This is a genomic window from Streptomyces sp. NPDC048142 (assembly GCF_043202835.1).
GTDB lineage: Bacteria > Actinomycetota > Actinomycetes > Streptomycetales > Streptomycetaceae > Streptomyces.
Map to the genome: position 1 here is coordinate 33,558 of NZ_JBIDBC010000020.1, position 18,966 is coordinate 52,523.

The 18,966-nt window shown below is 72.0% G+C and carries 14 protein-coding genes and 2 pseudogenes; 7 read left to right on the top strand and 9 right to left on the bottom strand.

The window, feature by feature from the left end; all coding sequences use genetic code 11:
* Positions 1-347: 347 nt before the first annotated feature.
* The 3 genes and pseudogenes from ACGF2Y_RS23560 to ACGF2Y_RS23570 all read right to left on the bottom strand — a co-directional run.
* Positions 348-1,709 (bottom strand): annotated as a pseudogene (locus ACGF2Y_RS23560) (glycoside hydrolase family 6 protein); the annotation flags it as partial.
* A gap of 534 nt (positions 1,710-2,243) precedes the next feature.
* Complete coding sequence (locus ACGF2Y_RS23565) at positions 2,244-2,855, bottom strand: helix-turn-helix domain-containing protein (RefSeq protein WP_392950760.1); 612 nt, start codon at positions 2,853-2,855, stop codon at positions 2,244-2,246.
* 596 nt (positions 2,856-3,451) lie between these two features.
* Positions 3,452-4,480: a phosphotransferase family protein gene (locus ACGF2Y_RS23570; RefSeq protein WP_392950762.1), complete on the bottom strand. Its 1,029-nt coding sequence runs from the start codon at positions 4,478-4,480 to the stop codon at positions 3,452-3,454.
* Between the two features lie 172 nt (positions 4,481-4,652).
* Between ACGF2Y_RS23570 and ACGF2Y_RS23575 the strand changes: the two genes are divergently transcribed.
* Together ACGF2Y_RS23575 and thpR are read left to right on the top strand one after the other, a co-directional pair.
* Positions 4,653-5,312, top strand: a complete 660-nt coding sequence (locus ACGF2Y_RS23575; protein WP_392950765.1) for an HD domain-containing protein — start codon at positions 4,653-4,655, stop codon at positions 5,310-5,312.
* A gap of 503 nt (positions 5,313-5,815) precedes the next feature.
* The gene (gene thpR, locus ACGF2Y_RS23580) at positions 5,816-6,445 is read left to right on the top strand and encodes an RNA 2',3'-cyclic phosphodiesterase (RefSeq protein WP_392950768.1); all 630 of its coding nucleotides are present in this window, start codon (positions 5,816-5,818) and stop codon (positions 6,443-6,445) included.
* A gap of 28 nt (positions 6,446-6,473) precedes the next feature.
* Here thpR and ACGF2Y_RS23585 read toward each other — a convergent pair.
* Both ACGF2Y_RS23585 and ACGF2Y_RS23590 read right to left on the bottom strand, forming a co-directional pair.
* Positions 6,474-6,757 (bottom strand): annotated as a pseudogene (locus tag ACGF2Y_RS23585) (hypothetical protein); the annotation flags it as partial.
* A 41-nt stretch (positions 6,758-6,798) separates the two neighbouring features.
* A complete protein-coding gene (locus ACGF2Y_RS23590; protein WP_392950770.1) occupies positions 6,799-7,287 on the bottom strand; it encodes a MarR family winged helix-turn-helix transcriptional regulator in 489 nt (162 codons plus the stop codon).
* 113 nt (positions 7,288-7,400) lie between these two features.
* Between ACGF2Y_RS23590 and ACGF2Y_RS23595 the strand changes: the two genes are divergently transcribed.
* Positions 7,401-7,811: an Ohr family peroxiredoxin gene (locus ACGF2Y_RS23595; RefSeq protein WP_392950773.1), complete on the top strand. Its 411-nt coding sequence runs from the start codon at positions 7,401-7,403 to the stop codon at positions 7,809-7,811.
* Positions 7,812-7,947: 136 nt separating this feature from the next.
* On the opposite strand, the gene ACGF2Y_RS23600 is transcribed toward ACGF2Y_RS23595, so the two are convergent.
* A complete protein-coding gene (locus ACGF2Y_RS23600) occupies positions 7,948-9,516 on the bottom strand; it encodes an alpha/beta hydrolase family protein (protein ID WP_392950776.1) in 1,569 nt (522 codons plus the stop codon).
* A gap of 93 nt (positions 9,517-9,609) precedes the next feature.
* On the opposite strand from ACGF2Y_RS23600, the gene ACGF2Y_RS23605 reads away from it, so the two are divergent.
* The 3 genes from ACGF2Y_RS23605 to ACGF2Y_RS23615 all read left to right on the top strand — a co-directional run bounded on the left by ACGF2Y_RS23605 (position 9,610) and on the right by ACGF2Y_RS23615 (position 14,588).
* Complete coding sequence (locus ACGF2Y_RS23605) at positions 9,610-10,677, top strand: MerR family transcriptional regulator (protein WP_392950777.1); 1,068 nt, start codon at positions 9,610-9,612, stop codon at positions 10,675-10,677.
* 436 nt (positions 10,678-11,113) lie between these two features.
* Positions 11,114-13,327, top strand: a complete 2,214-nt coding sequence (locus tag ACGF2Y_RS23610) for a HelD family protein (RefSeq protein ID WP_392951013.1) — start codon at positions 11,114-11,116, stop codon at positions 13,325-13,327.
* A 94-nt stretch (positions 13,328-13,421) separates the two neighbouring features.
* The gene (locus ACGF2Y_RS23615) at positions 13,422-14,588 is read left to right on the top strand and encodes an AI-2E family transporter (protein WP_392950780.1); all 1,167 of its coding nucleotides are present in this window, start codon (positions 13,422-13,424) and stop codon (positions 14,586-14,588) included.
* A 208-nt stretch (positions 14,589-14,796) separates the two neighbouring features.
* Here ACGF2Y_RS23615 and ACGF2Y_RS23620 read toward each other — a convergent pair whose 3' ends face one another.
* Positions 14,797-15,837 carry an NAD(P)-dependent alcohol dehydrogenase gene (locus tag ACGF2Y_RS23620; protein ID WP_392950782.1) on the bottom strand — a complete coding sequence of 347 codons (1,041 nt, stop codon included), beginning with the start codon at positions 15,835-15,837 and terminating at the stop codon, positions 14,797-14,799.
* Between the two features lie 161 nt (positions 15,838-15,998).
* Here ACGF2Y_RS23620 and ACGF2Y_RS23625 point away from each other — a divergent pair, with 161 nt between their 5' ends.
* Positions 15,999-16,928 carry a helix-turn-helix domain-containing protein gene (locus ACGF2Y_RS23625; RefSeq protein WP_392950785.1) on the top strand — a complete coding sequence of 310 codons (930 nt, stop codon included), beginning with the start codon at positions 15,999-16,001 and terminating at the stop codon, positions 16,926-16,928.
* 189 nt (positions 16,929-17,117) lie between these two features.
* Here ACGF2Y_RS23625 and ACGF2Y_RS23630 read toward each other — a convergent pair whose 3' ends face one another.
* Both ACGF2Y_RS23630 and ACGF2Y_RS23635 read right to left on the bottom strand, forming a co-directional pair.
* Positions 17,118-17,801 (bottom strand): ScbR family autoregulator-binding transcription factor, encoded by a 684-nt coding sequence (locus tag ACGF2Y_RS23630; RefSeq protein ID WP_392950788.1) that lies wholly within the window; start codon positions 17,799-17,801, stop codon positions 17,118-17,120.
* Between the two features lie 274 nt (positions 17,802-18,075).
* Complete coding sequence (locus ACGF2Y_RS23635) at positions 18,076-18,963, bottom strand: NAD(P)H-binding protein (RefSeq protein ID WP_392950791.1); 888 nt, start codon at positions 18,961-18,963, stop codon at positions 18,076-18,078.
* Between the last annotated feature and the right edge of the window lie 3 nt (positions 18,964-18,966).

Genomic DNA, 18,966 nt, shown 5'->3' on the forward strand with positions numbered 1-18,966 from the left:
TCCGCCTGCGGCGGTCAGCCAGGTCACCGGGCTGGGCACGGAGACCGGGGTCACGGTCGGCCGCCCCCACGAGCGGCGCCGACCCGGTCCGCGAGGGGCGCACCATTACCGCCCAGGGCGTCCTGCACAGCCTGGACGGCACCTGGAAGGCGCAGTTCACGGCCGCGGCTTCCCGCCCCCCTCGGTACGATCGGTTCCGGCGACCGGATCGACGTACGCCGACCGGGTCCCCCGGCTGCGGCCCGGGACGGTTCACGTCGGTTCCCGCACGTACCTCTGCCCCTCTCCCGTCGTCCAGGGAGAGGGGCAGAGGTACGTGCCGGTGGCGGAGCCGGTCAGGAGGCGTTGCCGTCGAGCGGCGGGTGGGCGTTGCGGAGCAGCTCCTGGAACTGTCCGGAGAACCAGTGCCCGGCCAACGGAGCGCTGGGCAGGGCGCCCGTGAAGTTGTAGCCGTTGCGGGCGTTGCCGGTGTACGTCGGATCGCACATCCGGTCGAAGCCCTTGCCCTCGTCATTGTCGACGGGTCGGCTGCTGCCGTCGGACTCGCCCGGCGGCTTGGCCCAGACGTAGGCGTCGATCCCGTACTCAGGCGCGGCCGTGGGCCGCTCGCCGATGCCCGCGCCACTCTGGTTGCACCAGTTGCCCGCATGGATGCGGCGGTCGGTGCGACCGCCGTCGACATAGGCGTCGACGCTGGTCAGAGGTCCGGGACCGGCAGGCCTGGCAGAGCCGCCCCAGCCGTTGCGGGCGGTGTCGACGAGCATGCCGATATCGGAGGCGAAGCCCTGACGGACCAGTTCCGTGCGCAGGGCCTGGGCGAAGGAGAGTTCGTCCACGTAGTAGTTCCAGTCCACCCAGCGCGACTGGCGGACCGTCGTCCAGTTCACGGAGTCGGTCACCGTGAAGTGGGGCTCGCGGAGCGCCGAGTAGTTGGCCGTGTTCACGATGAAGCCGTGCACGTCGGAGACGGTGGCGCCCTCCATCGTCGCGGCCTTCTTGAACTGCTGCGCCGCAGGGACGAAGTTGGAGTCCCAGCCGAGCCAGCCGTGGTGGGCGGCGTCGACGTAGTTGTAGACGTTGGGCAGGGCGCCGAGCGTGTTCAGCGCGTACCCGATGCCCTTCTCGTAGTTGCCGTTGGCCTTCATCGTGGCGCACTCGGGCGTCGAGCCGGCGGTGCCCCCGGCGTTGGTGACGAGGTTGGGCAGTGAGTCCGGCTCGATGAGCGTGACGATACGCAGACTCGCGTAGGCCGGGTCGCCGAGTATGTCGGCGATGGGGTCGACGTAGTCGCTCTTGTAGCGGCCGAGCTCGGTGGGGCCGAGCTCGCCGTTGGAGGCGAGCGCGGCGCAGTCCCGGCCGGGCAGGTTGTAGATGACGACCTGGAAAAGGTCGGCCCCCTGGCTCACAGCCGTGTCGAGGTGCGCGCGCAGCCCTCGCGCGCCGGGTGTGCCGTCGATCGCGGCGATGCGGTCCATCCAGACGAACGACGGCTCGTTCGCGATGGCGCCGCCGCCGGGTTCCGCGGCGGCCTTGGCGGACCAGTCGGGGTTCACGTACGGGGTGGCGCCTGTGTAGGGGTTGTCGACGCGGGCCGCGGCCGACGCCTGTCCGGGAACGGCGACCGCGAGCGTCGCGCCCATGATCAGGGCGGACAGTGCGGCGGCCGTTCTGATGCGTGACGCGTGCGGGGTGGTACCTCTGATTCTCATTGCGGCTCCGTGCTCCTCTCGTACGTCCGTCGCGGGTATCGACGGACGGGTTCAGGGGTCCGTGACGCTCGGGAGGTAAGGGATGCGAGTGGGGGGAAGCGTGGGGGGGAAGCGTGAGGGAAAACGCCGTGTGGGAGCGCTCCCAAACTGACGCGATATCGGACGCCTGTCAAGCGGTTCTACGCAATCACCTTGCGCGGAACGGGAGTTGGATGAATTGGAGCGCTGCCATCATCGGGCGAAAGCCCTGTGGGCGCGCGTCAACGGTCGCGTTCACGTCGATGATTGGCTGACTACTGCCTTGCAGGGAGCCCGAGCGCACCGCGGGGCGAAGATGCCGTGGCTCCGGCCCAGGCCAGGCCAGGCTGCGTCCGCTCCCTGCCCTCATCCGTAACCGGTGACGCACCATCCCCCCCCAGCCGGGTTGCCCTGCCGACTCGGCCCTGCTCAACTCCGCCGGGCGACCTCCCCACGTCTCTGGCGCCGGCTCCGCCGGCTCCGGCGCCGCGCCCCTGACGCGCCGACGCACGCCCGTCACGGAAGGCTCCGCCCGGACGGGGCCGGGCGGTTCACCTTCTCCGCGTCATCGCCCCGCTGGTGGCCGCGGCGGGCGTCCCGGTCGAAGATGCCCAGCAGCTCGCACGGCCCGCCCTCGGCGCCGATCGCGTGCGGGAGCATCGTGGGGAACTCCGCCGCCTGGTTCGTCTCGATCCGCAGGCGCCGGTTGCCCAGGAGCAGGATCGCGGTGCCGGAGAGGACGACGAGCCACTCGCGACCCGGGTGCGCGCGCAGACGCGAAGGGTTGTCGGGCGGCGGCTCGGTCAGGTGCTGGCGGATGACCGTCATGCCGGGTTCCGCCTTGATGGGCCACCGCATCTGGCCGTGGGCTCCGTCGATCATCGGGTTGGAGACGATGTCGTCGGACGCGGTCTCGACCAGCTGATCGAGGGAGGTGTCCAAGGCACGGGCGAGGGTGACGAGCTGGTCCAGGGCCAGGCGGCGACGGCCGTTCTCGATGCGGCTGAGCGTGGACTGGCTGATCTTCGCGCGGGTGGCCAGCTCCTCCAGGGACCAACCCTGGGCCACACGCAGGGCGCGGATGCGTTTACGTACCAGGCTGTCCAGCTCACCATCTTCTTGCGTCATAGGCATGACCATATGCAATTGGAGCAAGCCGCGCTGAGTGTCGTCCGTGCTCGGCGCGGAAGAAGAGGGCTCGGACGTAAGAGGAATCCATGCTGCTGACCGGGCCGCTGACCGCTCTGACCGTCTTCGGCCCAGTAGGTACGGCGGCGGGTCCCACCCCGTCGTCCGTCGAGGTCGTCACCGGTGCGCTCCCGCGCGAGCGCCAGGGGGTCGCGTCCGGGCTGAACGAGGTGACCCGGGAATTCGGCACGGCGCTCGGCGTCGCCAAAGCCGTCGAGGCGGCGAACGGCGTCGGCCCCTATGCGCAGGAGCTGATCCGCGCCGCGCGTCTGTCGTTCGTCGACGGCCGACAGAAGCCATGTGGGCGGGGGCGCTGTCACGGCCACCCTGTTCCTCCACGTTCTGGTCAGTGGCCAGGCCCGGCGCGCCTGCTCAGCCGTGGTCAGGGCCGGCTCCTCCGGAGTGGCGGTCCGAGGCCGGGCCTGTCCCCTACCCCTTGCTCGGCTCGGCTCGGCTCGGCAGTCACGGGGTCGCCAGCAGAAGTACGCCGACGATGCCGACTGCGGTGCGCCGTCGACGCTGTGCTGTGAGCCGACTCAGGGGCGTCGCGAGGGAACGGGGCGGAGTGCGGGCCAGCGGGCGAGCATGCGCCGGCACATCTCCGCGCAGAGTGTACTGAGCCCGCTCAGTCCGTGGTGGCCGGCTGTCATGCGGCCGACGACACCGAGCCGGTGGACGAGTCGCTGCCGGGCGGTCGCGGTGCCCCAGGTCCAGTCGCGGGCCGGGATCCGGGCCAGGTGATCGGCGCTTCCGCGGTGGGCCCGCTCGACCAGGGCGTCGCCGCGCAGCAGCCAGCCGGCGCAGAAGTCGGTGAGTTCGTCGTGCAGTCCGTCGCCGGTCTCGGTGCGCCATGCCGTGCGGTAGGCGGTCTCCGCCCGTTCCAGCAGGGGGGCGGCCGCCGCGGTGACGCACCAGCAGGTCGGGAAGCCGAAGCGCAGGTAGGCGAGTTCTACCAGCCCGCTGCCCAGTGACACCTGTTCGAAGTCGATGAACCTGGTCCCACCGGTGGTGTGCAGGTCGTTGCCGGGGCACGGGTCTCCGTGGAGGAGGGCGTGCCCGGGTGCCTGGCCGAGCCGGTGCACGAGGTCGTCGATCTCGCCGGGCGCTGCGGAAGGGATGGAAACGTCAAGGGCCGCGGCCAGCGCGAGGAAGGACGCGGAGTCGGCGGCGTCCGGGCCCTGCCGGCGGGGCAGCACTCTGGCGTGCTCCGGACGGGCGACGGCATGCAGCCGGGCCAGTGCCGCCGCACAGTCGACGATCCAGTCGCCGGAGGGGCATCGGTGGTCCAGGTGCTCCAGGACCAGCACCCGGTCCCCGGGGACGGTGCCCAGCAGTGCGGGCACCACGGGCGGGTCGGCTCCGGCTGCGAGCCGCAACGCGGCCACTTCGCGGGCGTACCGCTCTTCGGCGTCGAAACCGCCGACGATCTGCTTCACCACCACCGGAGCACCCGCCGTCTCCACCCGCCACACATGTGAGCGTGGGCTGCTGCTCAGCCGCCGGGAGCGCCTCGGAGCCCCCAGCCCGGCCCGTAACTCGTCCCCCCACGACAGTCGTGTCCTCATGCACGCGTCCTGTCACGCGGGCCATGTCCTGAGCCTGTGGGATGTATGGCCTCTCAGACATGGCGTGCTCCGCGCCGGGAGCCGATGCTGGAGTGGGCGGCGGGGTCCCCGGCCGTACGAAACATTCCAGATGTTCCACGTTCCAGATGTTCCAGGAAGGGTGCGGAGACTCATGCCGACCGATCCGTCGACCGATCCGTCGCTCACGACCCGCGTGCACGTGCCGGACACCTCGCTCGCCCGGGAGGCGACCGAGCTGGTGCGGGACACCACGAGTGACCTGATCTACCACCACTCGTGCCGGGTCTTCTGGTTCGGAGCCCTTCAGGGGCAGCGCCGTGATCTGAGCTTCGATCCCGAACTGCTTTATGTGGGGGCTCTGTTCCATGATCTCGGTCTCGCCGAGTCCTTCCGCTCCAGCGGCCGGCGCTTCGAGGTGGACAGCGCGGACGAGGCCCGCCGCTTCCTTCGGTCCCACGGAGTTCCGGAGGACAGCGTGCGGCGGGTCTGGACAGCCATCGCCCTGCACACGACTCCGGGCATCCCGTCCTTCATGGAGCCCGAGGTGGCCCTGGTGACCGCCGGGGTCGAGTACGACGTGCTGGGCATCGGCTACGAGGACCTCTCCCCGGCCGACCGGGCCGAGATCGTCGCGCTCCATCCCCGGCCGGACTTCAAACGGAGGATCCTCGGGGCGTTCACCGACGGCATCCGCCCGAAGCCGGAGACAACGTTCGGCAACGTCAAGGCCGATGTCCTGGAGCACTACGTCACCGGCTTCGAGCGCGGCGACTTCGTCCGCACCGTGCTCGACTCCCCCTGGCCCGAATGACCGGCGTCGCCCGCTCCCACCTCGTGGCCGTCGTGGCGTTCGACGGCTTCAGCTACTCGACGTCACCGGCCCGGCGGAGGCGTTCACCACGGACAACGGCCACGGGGCCCCCATGGCGTCCGGCCGTGGCCGGAGCCGGGGCCGGGCTTCCCGCGGAGCTACGCGCCCCGGTGGGACAGGGACCGGTGCACGTCGATGTCGCCGCGCCCGATGCCGCCGCCGAGCGGCAGCAGCAGATCGTGGCGGTCGGCGGATGGAGGTGGGTAAGGAACTCACCGATGGTGGCTTCCTGGTGATGGGCGCCCCGAGAGCAACGAGTAGTGCAGCATCCCCGAGGGCCCCTTCGAGCCCGACGACGAGGGGCGCACGGACGGTCTCAGCCGACGGGCGCGCCGCACCGCACGGTTGTTCGCCCCGGTGCGGGGTCCGGTACGGCCGCCGCGCGAGCCCGTCGTCGGCCCCGCGTTGCGGCGGGGGCATGGCCGGCACGTACGGTACGGCAGGTGAACGAACCGCTCGAAGCCGTGACCGGCCCCTCTGCGGACGAACACGTCCGGGCCGCGACAACTCGCGTGTTCCTGGCGCTCGCCCCGCCCGACGACGCGAAGCAGGAACTGGCGCGGGCGCTGCGCCCGGCCTACGACGCGTACCCCCGCATGCGGTGGAACCGTATCGAGGACTGGCACATCACCCTGGCGTTCCTCGGTGAGCTGCCCGTCACCGCCGTCCCGCCGCTGATGCCTCCGCTCGCCGGGCTCGCGGCGCGACAAAAGCCCCTGCGGCTGGAGCTGCACGGCGGCGGGCACTTCGACGAGCGCGTGCTGTGGACCGGGGTCACGGGGGACCTCGAAGGGCTGCACCACCTCGCCGCCGACGTACGCACCCTCATCAAGGAGTGCGGTGTCTCCTTCCCGGACCGGCCGCTCCGGCCCCATCTGACCCTGGCCCGGTCCCGGCGGGGCGATCACGCGGCCACGGTGGAGGCCGCCGCCGGGCTCGCCGCGTTCGCCGGCCAAAGCTGGGAGGCCGGGCGCCTCCACCTGGTCGGCAGCAACATCGGCCGTGGTCCGGGGCCGATCCACTACCGCGACATCGATGCCTGGGACTTCCGCCGCGGGGCCGCCGGAAGCTGAGTCCCGGGAAGCAGCGTGGCGCCCCCGGTCACGCGGTCTGGCGCCGAGCGGGCCGGGCGTGCGTCAGCAGGAACTCGGTCACCCGTGCGATGGCCTGGGCGGCAGACACGCCGTAAACAGCCTCCGACTCGTCCTCCTACCGGTCCACGCTCCGACTCGTACTCCCTCCGGTCCGCGCTCCGACTCCTCCTCCTGCCGGTCCGCGCCCGTGGCGGTGCACCACCGGGCGTCGGCGTCCGGAACGTGGTGAATGGCGGCGGCGTCGCCCGCGCAGTGGAGCGGGATGGACTCGCCGGCGGACTTCTGACGGACCGGTGTACGCCGTCCGCCGAGCACATCGCCGGCGCCCCGGCTCAGTAGGCGTCGGCCGCCTTCCCCAGGGCAGTGGTGAGTCGGCCCAGGACTTCCTGCAGCCCGAGGACCTCGTCCAGGGACAGGCCCGTCGCGGCCAGTACTCCGCGGGGGACGGTCAGCGCACGGTCGCGCAGTCGCGCGCCCTCGTCGGTCAGGTCGATCAGGACGGAGCGTTCGTCCTCGCGGTTGCGTTCGCGCCGGACCAGTCCGGCCGTCTCCAGTCGCTTCAGCAGCGGCGAGAGGGTCCCGGAGTCCAGATGGAGACGCTCTCCGATGGCCTTGACCGGCTGCGGGCCGTGCTCCCACAGGACCAGCATGACCAGGTACTGCGAGTAGGTGAGCCCGAGGTCCTTCAGCGCCTGCCGGTAGAAGCCGCCGAACGCTCGCGACGCGGCGTGCAACGAGAAGCAGACCTGATGGTCCAGACGCAGCAGTTCCGCGTCGGGGACGGCGGCGAGGTCGGGCGAGGCGCCCGGAGCAGTGGTCATGAAACCAGCGTACCGCCGGCCACACCATTCAGTTGTGCACAATCAAGTTGTGTGCAATCTTTATCTCAGTAGCCCCGACCATCCCGGCCGGGGCTCCAGAGGAGGGTCACCCCATGGACGCGTTGTACACCGCCGCCGCCACCGCCAACGGGCGCGAGGGCCGCGCCGTGAGCTCGGACGGTCAGATCGACCTGCCCCTCGCCCTGCCCCCGGCCCTCGGCGGCAACGGCAAGGGCACCAACCCCGAGCAGCTCTTCGCCGCCGGCTACGCGGCCTGCTTCGCCAGTGCGATGGCCGCGGTCGGCCGCGAGATGAAGGTCGACACCAAGGACGTCTCCGTGACCGCCGAGGTCTCCATAGGCAAGGACGGCGCCGGCTTCGGGCTCTCGGTGGTCATGCGTGTGGAGCTGCCGGACTCCCTCGCGGGCGAGGCCGGGCAGAAGCTGGTCGATGCCACCCACGCCTACTGCCCGTACTCCAAGGCCACGCAGGGCAACATCGACGTCGAGCTGGTCATCGAGTAGTCGCCCCCTTTCCGCTCAGCGCCCGGTCGGCCCCACCGTTGCCGCAGCGGGGGGGCCGGCCGGGAACGCTTTCGGCCGGCCCCGCCCATGAGTGCGTCACCCCTTCGGATGTCACCTCTTCCAGCAGATGTTGATGTCACCCCTTCAAGCGGGCCAGTACCGCGCCCACCGCACGGTGCACGGCCTCGCGCGCCTCGTCGGTCGGGTCGAGCGTCTCGAAGCCGTGACGTCCGTCCGGTACGTCGATGACCTCGACGTTCGCTCCACAGCGGGCGGCCTCGGCCAGGAACTCCTCGACGGTCGCGGCGATCTCGGCGCTTTCGCGTCCCGCCCGGACCAGCACGACGGGCAGCTGACCGGCGTGGGAGACCGCCCGGACCGGCTGGAAGCGGGAGCCGGCCGGCCCCCGGCCCGGCAGCGGCGAGAGGATCGGGTAGTTCGCCGCCACGCAGCGCAGCCAGGCCGGGGGCTTCGTCAGCCAGTCCGCCGCGATCGGGCCGCCGCCCGAGAAGAACCACACCGCGACCCGGTCCCCGTCCACCCGGGGATCGGCGCGCACCCGCTCCACCGCGTCGGCCACGTCCGCCGCGGCCGGCTCGTAGTCGGTCACGGCGTGCAGACGGTGGTCGAGCGTCACACCCACGACTCCCTGCCCGGCGACATGGCGCGCGTATCCCGTCAGGGTCGGCCAGTCCCGGGGCGTCGGCCGTGCCTCGGCGGGCACCGGGCCGCCGTGCACGAACACCACGGCCGGGTGCGGGCCCGGACCGTCCGGCAGGTACAGGTCGGTGTTCCCGGTCCGTTCGCGGGGGCGTTCGGGTACGTCGAGGAGGAACGGCCGCAGATGGGCGGGCGGGTGCGCGGCGTCGGCGGAGGTCAGCCGATGGCCCGCGCCGGACGCGGCCACGATCAGGGTCTTGGCCAGCGCGGCCGGGCAGGACAGCATCGGCCAGTGCCCCGTGGGCAGTTCGAAGAAGGCCACCCGGGCGTCGGCCAGGGCCCTGAGCGCGGGATCGCCGAGATCCACCACGGTCTGGAGCATCTCGATGCCCGGCCCGTTGCCGGTGCACAGCACCCCGGTCACGGGCACCGCGGCCACGGCGCCGGTGAGCCGCAGCGGCTGGAGCAGCGTGCCCAGCGGCTGCGGGGCCGCGAGGGCGGTGAGCCCGTCGAGCGCCGCCTCGGAGAGACCTGCGGTGCTCCCCCAGCGGGTCCAGGCGTCCCGGTCCGGGGGCGGCAGCTCACCGCCGGCGCCCCGCCCCTCGCCTCCGGTGGCCCGCTCCCCGCTGGCGGCGGCGCGCTCCGCCACCTCCTCGCGCAGGCGCTGGTCGGGTACGGCGGCCAGGGCGGGGACGCCGTCCTGCGGCATCCCCGCGTCCAGGTAGACGATCCGGGCGATCGACCGGGCCCGCCGGTCGGCCGCGCCGAGCGCCGGGTGGATGCCGTAGTCGTGGCCGACGAGCACGATCTGCCGGCCGGACTCCGCCGCCACCGAGTCGATGACCGCGAGCACGTCCGCGATATGCGTCTCCAGGTCGACGGTGCCTCCGGATCCGCCGGAACCGCCGGAACCACTGGGGCGTCCGCCGAGTCCGGTGAGCGCCGCGATACGCACCTCGGCGCCGTCCGCGCTCAGCAGCGCGGCGGTGTCCCGCCACACGTGCGGGCCGGTGAACGCCCCGGCCACCAGGATGAATACGGTCATGATCTCTCCTCGTCACGTTGTCTCCCGCGCACCGGCCCGATCCCCCGGCAGCGCTCGCCGGTACCGTAGGAACTCCCCCTGAGGGAGATTCAAGTGTTCTCGTCGTACGACGGCTTGTGCACCATCGGTGAACTGGCCGAGCACGTGGGCGTCAGCGTCAAGACCGTCCGCTTCTATTCGGACCGCGGACTGCTGCCGGAGGCGTCCCGGAGCCCCGGCGGACACCGGAGGTACGCCCCGGACGCCGTGGAGCGGCTGGGCATGATCCGCTCCCTGCGCGGCCTCGACCTGCCGGTGCCCGAAGTGCGCCGCGTCCTCGACGAGCAGGACGAGCGGGACGGGGCCGCAGCGGAAGGCGCGGGTGGCGCGTTGGAGGATGCCGTGGCCGGCCGGCTGCGCGTCCTGGGGTCCGAACTCACGGCGCTGCGCTGGCGGGAGGCCGCGCTCAGGCTGGTGCAGGAGTGCCCGCCGGCCGAACGGCCCGGCCGCCTGCGGCTGGTCGGGGCGATCTCCACCCCGCCGAGCACCGCCGCACTGGCCCGGTTCTGGCGTGCGTGGCTGCCGCCCCGCATGCCCGCCCGGTCCGTCAGCGCGTTCCTGGAGGCGGCGGTGCCGCACCCGCCCGACGCCCCCCGGCCGGCCCAGGTCCTCGCCTTCGCCCGGCTGCACGCCTTCGTGACCCGCCCGTGCGGCGGTGGGACCGGCGGCTCCTGCCAGCCCCGGGCGCACGGCGCAGCGGGGGCGCGGGCGTCGGCCGTGCTGTACGCGGGACTTGCCGAGGCGTACGACCTGGCGGGAGGGGAAATACGCCGTGGCGCGGAGCCGGCTCCCGGTGAGGCGCTGGACGGGTTCGTGGACGCGTACGCGAGCACGTACGGCGCCCACGACACGCCCGCCTTCCGGCGCCTGCTGGCCGGCCGGCTCGCGGCCGATCCGCGCATCGACCGGTACTGGGACCTGACAGCCGAGGTGATCAGTGCTCCCGGGGGCCGTCCCGAGCCGACCCCGGGGTCCGCGCACGACTGGCTTCTGGCGGCGCTGGACGCCCAGTTGGAGCGGGCGGCCGGCCACGACCCTGCGCCCGGGTCCGCCGGAGAGCGGGCGGATTCCGCTGCCCCCTCACCCGTACCGTACGGGGCACGGTCCGGCTCACTCAGGTGAGCGGGGCTGCTCGCGCTCCGCAGCCGCCCTGTGCGGGAACCCCCGCAGGTCAAGGATCGCCGGGAGCGCACCGAAGCCGGGGCGGATCGGCACGGACCACGTGGTGGGGAGCGCGGGCGCACCGGCCCGATTCGCGGCGGGCCATCGCCCTGGTGGTGGTCGCCCACCGGCGGAGGGACGGCCACGCTGCCGGAGACGGGCAGGTCAGCCTGTCGGCCGTCGCCGCGTCGGGGGCCGGGGGCGGAGGAGGGCCGAACACAGGGCACGAGAAAACGGCACATTCCCCGGAGGGCCCCTGGACCGTAATTGCGGTCCAGGGATTGTCCCGCGTATATTGGATTCTTCTGCGCTCATGCAGAAAGGCCTCACTCGGAGGCCTTATGAGGACGAATATATCTGGCGGGGAGCCGTTTTGTCAAACCGGGAAAGCGACGAATTGCGGGAAGAGCAGGAATTCATCGACCGGCTCCATGCCCGGGTCGACGCCCTGCGCCATGTGGCGGCCGACGGCGTCGAGCGGGCGCTGACGCCGGTCGGGACGGGCCAGCAGGCGCGGCTGGAGCGCGACATCCTGGTCGCGGAGCGCTCGGGTCTCCTGGCGGCGCTCGACGCGGTGGACGGGTCCCTGTGTTTCGGCCGTATCGACCGCTCGGGCGGGCTCACGCACCATATCGGCCGTATCGGGATCCGTGCGGACGACGCCGAGCACACTCCTGTTCTGATCGACTGGCGTGCACCGGTGGCGCGTCCTTTCTATCTCGCCACGGGGCACACCCCGATGGGCCTGCGCCGGCGCCGGCACATCACCACCGAAGGCCGCACGGTCACGGAACTCCATGACGAGATCCTCGATCTCGGGGACGACGACCGCACCGGTTTCGAGGATCCGAACGGCGACGCTGTGCTGCTCGCGGCGCTGAACTCCGCGCGCACCGGACGCATGGGCGACATCGTGCGGACCATCCAGGCCGAGCAGGACGGCATCATCCGGGCCCCGCACCGCGGCGTCCTCGTCGTCGAGGGCGGCCCCGGCACCGGCAAGACGGCCGTCGCGCTGCACCGGGCCGCCTTCCTGCTGTACGAGCACCGCGAGCTGCTCGCCAAGCGCGCCGTGCTCATCGTGGGCCCCAACCCGGCGTTCCTGTGCTACATCGCGGAGGTGCTGCCCGCACTCGGCGAGACCGGGGTGCTGCTCGCGACGCAGGCCGAGCTGTTCCCCGGTGTGCACGCCACCGGGACGGACTCCCCGCGCGCCGCCACCGTCAAGGGCGGCGAGCCGATGGCCGAGGCCCTCGCCCTGGCCGTACGCGACCGGCAGCGGCTGCCGGAGCCCGGGGCGGCGATGGTGATCCCGCACGAGGACGGCGGGGATCTGATCCTGGACTGGGAAATCGCCTACGAGGCCCGGCAGGCGGCCAGGGACACCCGCCTGCCGCACAATCTCGCCCGCCCCCACTTCGTCTTCCGGGTCATCGACGCGCTCACCGCGCAGCTCGTCGAGCGCATCGGTGCTGACCCCTACGGCGGGCCCAACTTCCTTGGTCCCGACGACGTGGCCCAGCTCGGCCGGAACGTGGCGCTGAGCAAGGAGGTGCACGCGGCGGTGGACGAGCTGTGGCCGCCGCTGACCCCCGAGGACTTCCTCGCCGACTATCTGGCCGACCCGGTGTACGTACCGGAGGAGGACGCCGACGCGATCCGCCGCCCGGCCGCCGCCGGGGCGTGGACCCCCGCCGACGTACCGCTGCTCGACGAGGCGGCCGAGCTGCTCGGCGCGGACGACAGTGCGCAGCGGGCGGCTGCCGAGGCCGCCCGTCAGGACCGGGTCGGCTATGCGCAGGGCGTGCTGGAGCTGTCGCGGGGTTCGGAGAGCTACGAGTTCGAGGACGAGGAGTCCGAGGTGCTCGCCGCGCACGACATCATCGACGCCGAGCGGATGGCCGAGCGGCACGAGGAGGCCGACCACCGCACCGCCGCCGAGCGGGCCGCCGCCGACCGCACCTGGGCGTTCGGGCACATCATCGTCGACGAGGCGCAGGAGCTCTCGCCGATGGCGTGGCGGCTGCTGATGCGGCGGGCGCCGACCCGCTCGCTGACCCTGGTCGGCGACCCGGCCCAGACCTCCGAGGAGGCGGGCGTCGGGTCCTGGGGGAAGATTCTCCAGCCGTACGTCGGCGACCGCTTCGAGCACGTCACGCTGAAGGTCAACTACCGTACGCCCGCCGAGATCATGGAGCTGGCCGCCGGGGTCCTGCGGGAACAGGACCCTTCGTTCACCGCACCCGTCTCGGTGCGGTCGGCCGGCGAGAAGCCGTGGAGGCGGGACGCCGGGGAGGATCTGGCGGGCACGGTGGCCGAGGCGGTCGTGGAGCTGACGCCCCGGGAAGGGCGCCTCGCGGTGATCGCGCCGCGTGCGCTGCACGAGGAGATCGCCGCGCCGCTGGACGGGGTCACGGCAGGTGAGGCTCCCGATCTCACGCACCCGGTGGTGCTGCTGGATCCGCGCCAGGCCAAGGGGCTCGAGTTCGACCATGTGCTGGTCGTGGAGCCCGCCCGGTTCGGCAGGAGCGATCTGTATGTGGCGCTCACCCGGGCCACCCAGCGGCTGGGCATCGTCCACCGGGAGGAACTGCCCCCGGCGCTGCGCTGACAGGACCGGTGGCCTGCCCCTCCTCCCGGTCGGCGTCGGCGGGGCCGCGGGCCGCGGGCCCTGAACACGGTTGTCGAACCCATAGGGTGACGCCATGTCTTCGCCATTGAGTTCGACAAAGACCGCGGCCGCTCTCCGCACGTCGGCACGGATCTCCGCCGAGGTACTGCTGGTCCTCGTCGCGGCAGCGGTCGCGCTGTGGGTGCTGGGCCGGATGTGGTCGGTCGTATGGCCGCTGATGGTCGGCCTGTTCCTCACCACCCTGACGTGGCCGCTCGCCCGCTTCCTGCGCCGGCGCGGATGGCGGCCCGCGCTCGCCGCGTCGGTGGTGACGGTGTTCGCCCTGCTCGTGGGGGCGGGCATCGTGGCCCTCATCGCGGTGCCGGTGGCGAACCAGTCCGGGGAACTGGCCGACCAGGTGATCAAAGGCATCGACAGGCTCCGCGCGTGGGCGGCCGGTCCGCCGCTGAACATCGGCGACGACCAGATCACCGGTGCTCTCGACACCGCGACCGCCCGGCTCCAGGACAGTATCGGCAGTGTGGTCACCACCGCCGTCACCGGGGTGAGCACCGTGGTCAACGGGCTGGTCACAGCCGTTCTGGCGGTCTTCCTGATGTTCTTCTTCCTCAAGGACGGCCCGCGGTTCCTGCCGTGGCTCACCCGTCAGCTTCCCGGCAGGCTCGCCACCGACATCCCCGAGGTGGCCTCCCGCAGTTGGGAAACCCTGGGCGCGTTCGTACGGTCCCAGGCGTTCGTCGGGCTGCTGGACGCGGTCTTCATCGGGCTCGGCCTGTGGATCCTGGGGGTGCCGTTGGTTCTGCCGCTGGCGGTGCTGACCTTCGTCTGCGCGTTCGTGCCGATCGTGGGGGCGCTGTTCGCCGGATTCGTGGCGGTGGTCATCGCGTTGGTCTCGAACGGGCCGCTGGACGCCCTGATCGTGCTGGCGATCATCATCGTGGTGCAGCAGTTGGAGGGCAATGTGTTCCAGCCCATGATCCAGAGCCGGGGGCTTGGCCTGCACGCGGCGGTGATCCTGCTCGCGGTGACGCTGGGCGGCAGCCTGGCCGGTGTGGTGGGCAGCCTGCTCGCCGTTCCGGTGGCCGCGCTGCTCGCGGTGGCCTGGAACTACCTTCGCGAGCAGCTCGTGGAGGAGCCGCGGGATGCAGGGCCCGAGTCCAAGTCCGAGCCCAAGCCCGCGCCCGCGCCCGCGCCCGCGCGCAAGGATCTGCCCGGAAGTCCGCCCGTCCCGTCGTCGTAGCCTCCCGCCCCGCCTCGTCGGGGGACCTCCTTCGGGAAGGGTCCGTCGGGGCCCGCCGCCGAAAGCGGCCCCGCGCCCTCGGTGCCGCGCGGCCCGGTGGGCGGTCAGGCCTTGACGGTGCGGCATGAGAAAGCGTCCGCCCCGAACACCTCACGGTGCTCGGGGCGGACGCTTGCGAGGAGAAAGGGATCGCCGGGCGGGCGGTGGCTCAGATGGTCGCCGTGTCGATCACGAAGCGGTAGCGGACATCGCTCGCGAGAACCCGCTCGTACGCCTCGTTGATCCGGCTCGCGCCGATCACCTCGATCTCTGCGCCGAGCCCGTGTTCGGCACAGAAGTCCAGCATCTCCTGGGTCTCCGCGATCCCGCCGATCATCGAACCCGCGATCGACTTGTCGCCCACGATCAGGGAGAAGAGGTTCAGCGATACAGGCTCCTCGGGGGCGCCCACGTTGACCAGCGTGCCGTCCGTGCGCAGCAGTCCGAGGTAGGCGCCGAAGTCCAGCGGGGCCGAGACCGTGGAGAGGATGACGTCGAAGGTGCCGGCCAGCTCCTCGAAGGTCCTGGGGTCGCTGGTCGCGTAGTAGTGCTCGGCGCCCAGCTTGAGCCCGTCGTCCTTCTTGCGCAGGGACTGGGAGAGGACCGTGACCTCCGCGCCGAGCGCGTGCGCGATCTTGACGGCCATGTGGCCGAGTCCGCCGAGGCCGACGACGGCGACCTTCTTGCCGGGGCCCGCACCCCAGCGCTTGAGCGGGGAGTACGTGGTGATGCCCGCGCACAGGAGTGGCGCGGCCTCGTCGAGGGCGATGCCCTCGGGGATGGAGACGGCGAACGCCTCGGTCACGACGATGTGCGTCGAATAGCCGCCGTGGGTGGGCTCGCCACTGCGGTCGAGAGCGTTGTACGTCTGGGTGTTCCCCTCGGCGCAGTGCTGCTCGCGGCCCGTCCGGCAGGCGTCGCACTGTCCGCAGGAGTCGACCATGCAGCCGACCCCGACGCGGTCGCCGGCCTTGAACCGGGTGACTCCGGAGCCGGTCTCGGCGACGATCCCGGCGATCTCGTGACCGGGCACCATCGGGAAGATGCCCTCGCCCCAGCCGTCGCGGGCCTGGTGGATGTCGGAGTGGCAGATTCCGGCGAACTTGATCTCGATCAGAACGTCGAACTCGCCCACCGGGCGACGCTCGATCGTGGTGCGCTCCAGCGGGGCCTTGGCACGGGGAACGGCGTAGGCGGCAACGGTGGTCATGCCGGAGGTTCTCCTCTGGTGGTGCGGTAGGAACGTCTCCCAGCATCAGGCCGCGACGGATGTCTACCCAGGTCACCGCTTTGCCTACGTCCAGCGGTCCTACCACTGACGGGGACAGGCTCCGGCAGCTACGACCGGGAATCACAGGAATAATGGAAGCCATGGACGATCAGCCAGAGGCCGCCGCCCCCGAGCCGCTGGACCGGCGCGCCGAACTCAGCGAGTTCCTGCGCACCCGGAGGGCCAAGCTCCAGCCGCAGGACGTGGGGCTGCCGGACTTCGGCCGGCACCGCCGGGTGCCCGGTCTGCGCCGGGAGGAGCTGGCGCAGCTGGCCGGGGTGTCCGTGGCGTACTACACGCGCCTGGAGCAGGGCAACGGGCGCAATGTGTCGGCCGAGGTGCTCGACGCCATCGCGCGTGCGCTCCGGCTCACCGACGCCGAGCACGCACATCTGACCCACCTGGCCAGGCCGGCGCGGCACAAGAAGAAGCGCCGCCCCGCCAGGGTGCAGCGGGTCCGGACCGGGCTGCTGTATCTCCTCGACAGCATGGACGGCATCCCCGCGTACGTGACCGGGGCACGCTCCGACATCCTCGCCTGGAACCCGATGGCGGCCGCGGTGTTCGGCGACTGGGGCGCGCTGTCGCCGGGCGAGCGCAACTGGGCGCGACTCGTGTTCCTCTCCCCCGGCTACCGGGACCTGTTCGTGAACTGGGACTCCAAGGCCTCGGACATGGTCAGCTATCTGCGGCTGTACGCGGGCTGCCACCCCGACGATCCGGAGCTGTCGGCGCTGGTGGGCGAACTCTCGGTCAAGAGCGATGAGTTCCGCCGGCTGTGGGCCACGCACAACGTCAAGGAGAAGGGCCACGGCGTCAAGCTGCTACGGCATCCGCTCGCCGGCGATCTGACGCTGTCGTACGAGACGCTGAACCTCCCGGACGACGAGGAACAGCATCTGGTGACCTACCACGCGGAGCCAGGATCGGAGTCGGCCCAGGCCCTGCGCCTGCTGGCGAGCTGGGGAGCCGACGCGGGCCGGGCGGACGTGATCAGCGGCGCGGTGCGGGGTCCGGCCGACGAGCGATGAAGGCGGACTCCCGGCCCGGCCGGTCGGGTGCGTCGCGCACCTCGTGTACGACCAGGCCGCCGGCTTCGGCCGCGACCAGCTGCGGAGCGTGCTGGCCGCGGCGGACTCCGCGGAACGGCGGAGGCTGTCGTGGGAGCAGCGCGCGGAGCTGGACCGGTCAGTTGACCCCTGCCGCCTCCACCTCCGCCGTCACCTTCGCTCCGCCACCGCCTCTCCGTCGGCGAAGGCCGCGAGCGCGAGGGTTCGGGTCGCCGCCGCCGCACCCGTACCGGCCGGGTCCATGAGCGGCAGGGTCTCGGTGGCAGCGAGCCGGGGAAGCAGCAACTTCCAGAAGCCGGTGAGCATGTACGGGGCCAGCCACGCGGCATCGTGCCGGCCGAGCACTTCGAACCCGGCCGTCGCGGCGACCGTGGCGGCCGCCGCGTCCTCGCGGGAGACATCCTCGGCGAGTGTCCCGGCGGCGGCCGCCTCGTCCAGCAGCTCCCGCACGCGGTGATGCCACTGCACTCTCAGGTCCGGGGCGGTTGCTCTCTCGCCGTCGCTGCTCAGCCGGAATCCGGCCCGGCTCACCGGGTCCTCGCGCAGCTGTTCCGCGAGAGCGTGCGAGCTGTCGACGAGCGCCTGGAGGGCGGTGTCCGTGCTGCGCCGGATCGCGCCGCCCATGTCGCGCAGTCCTCGGGACGCCTCCGCCACCACCGCTTCCGCGACGGCGGCCTTGTTCTCGAAGTGGAAGTGCAGCGCGCCCGTGCTGACGCCCGCGCCGGAGCTGATCAGCGTCAGCCGCGCCTGCGCGTAGCCGTGCTGCTCGAAGACGGTGGCGGCGGAGCGGATCAGCGCCTGGCGGGTCCGGGTGGCCCGCTCCTGTTTGGTCACCGGGGCCTCCGCACGGGGGAGATGCGGCCGGATACGGGAGCGGAAATGGGGCCGGTACCGGTCGGGGGCTCCCCGCCGGGGCAGTGGGACGGCGTCATGGAGTTATCAAACCAACTTACCGGTTTCATTTCCAGGGAACGGAAGAATACGACGGAGGCTCCCGGGGCCGTTTCCGGCCATGCCTTCCCTACGAGCCCACGGAGCCGGACCGGAAAAGGGAAAAGGCGCATCGTCGCACTTATCCGAGGTCCATAAGGGAACTGATGTGCCTCGCTCACCCGCGAGCGTGCCTTGTCCCGGCTGCGGAGCGACGGTATTCCGCCGAGAACGCGTCCGCGTGGTCGGCTGCCCAGATGCGGAACGGACGGGCCGTACGGCCTGTCAGTTCCTGGACCGTGGGCACCACGGCCGCCTTGGCACCGGCCCGCTGCCGCTCCGCGCTCTCCACGAAGGCCTCCGCGACGGGCTGCGGATACTTCGCCAGCAGGGCCGTGCGCGCCGCGTCCACACCCAGTTCCTCGAAGCGCAACGGCTGCCCCAGCACCCGGGACAGCTCGGCCGTCTGCTCCCGCGCGGTGATCGCCTCCGGGCCCGACACGGCGTATGCCCTGCCCTCGTGCCCCGTACCGGTGAGAACCGCGACGGCCACCGCCGCGACGTCGCGCGGGTCGACGCACGCGACCGGGGCGTCGCCGTACAGGGCGCGCACCACTCCCGCCGACCGGATGCCGGGCGCCCAGGACAGCGTGTTGGACATGAACGTCCGGGGGCGGACGAAGGTCCACGGAACCCCCGATTCCCTGACGGCCCGCTCGTTCTCCCGCTGACGCCGGGTGATGAAGTCGTCGGCGCCCGGCTCCTCCACCGCCATCATCGACAGCTTGACCAGGTGGCGGACGCCCGCGGCGGACGCCGCCGCGGCGACCCGCTCGTCGTCGGGCTCCGTGGGGCTGTTCGTCACCAGGAACACCGAGGTGACGCCCCGCAGGGCCCGGTCGAGGGCGGGGCGGTCCCCGTACTCCCCCTCGACGACCTCGACCCCGCGTCCCCGTACCGTCAGCCGCTCGGGACGACGCGCGAGAACGCGTACGGGGCCGGCCGCCGCCAACTGTCCGGCGACCTCGCGCCCCACCGCTCCGGTCGCACCCGTCACGAGAATCATTCG

Coding starts and splice junctions, on each gene's coding strand:
- ACGF2Y_RS23570 (WP_392950762.1), bottom strand. CDS start 4,480: ATGAGGACACGACTGTCGTGGGGGGACGAGTTACGGGCCGGGCTGGGG.
- ACGF2Y_RS23590 (WP_392950770.1), bottom strand. CDS start 7,287: ATGACCACTGCTCCGGGCGCCTCGCCCGACCTCGCCGCCGTCCCCGAC.
- ACGF2Y_RS23600 (WP_392950776.1), bottom strand. CDS start 9,516: ATGACCGTATTCATCCTGGTGGCCGGGGCGTTCACCGGCCCGCACGTG.
- ACGF2Y_RS23565 (WP_392950760.1), bottom strand. CDS start 2,855: ATGACGCAAGAAGATGGTGAGCTGGACAGCCTGGTACGTAAACGCATC.
- ACGF2Y_RS23635 (WP_392950791.1), bottom strand. CDS start 18,963: ATGATTCTCGTGACGGGTGCGACCGGAGCGGTGGGGCGCGAGGTCGCC.
- ACGF2Y_RS23595 (WP_392950773.1), top strand. CDS start 7,401: ATGGACGCGTTGTACACCGCCGCCGCCACCGCCAACGGGCGCGAGGGC.
- ACGF2Y_RS23620 (WP_392950782.1), bottom strand. CDS start 15,837: ATGACCACCGTTGCCGCCTACGCCGTTCCCCGTGCCAAGGCCCCGCTG.
- ACGF2Y_RS23575 (WP_392950765.1), top strand. CDS start 4,653: ATGCCGACCGATCCGTCGACCGATCCGTCGCTCACGACCCGCGTGCAC.
- ACGF2Y_RS23625 (WP_392950785.1), top strand. CDS start 15,999: ATGGACGATCAGCCAGAGGCCGCCGCCCCCGAGCCGCTGGACCGGCGC.
- ACGF2Y_RS23615 (WP_392950780.1), top strand. CDS start 13,422: ATGTCTTCGCCATTGAGTTCGACAAAGACCGCGGCCGCTCTCCGCACG.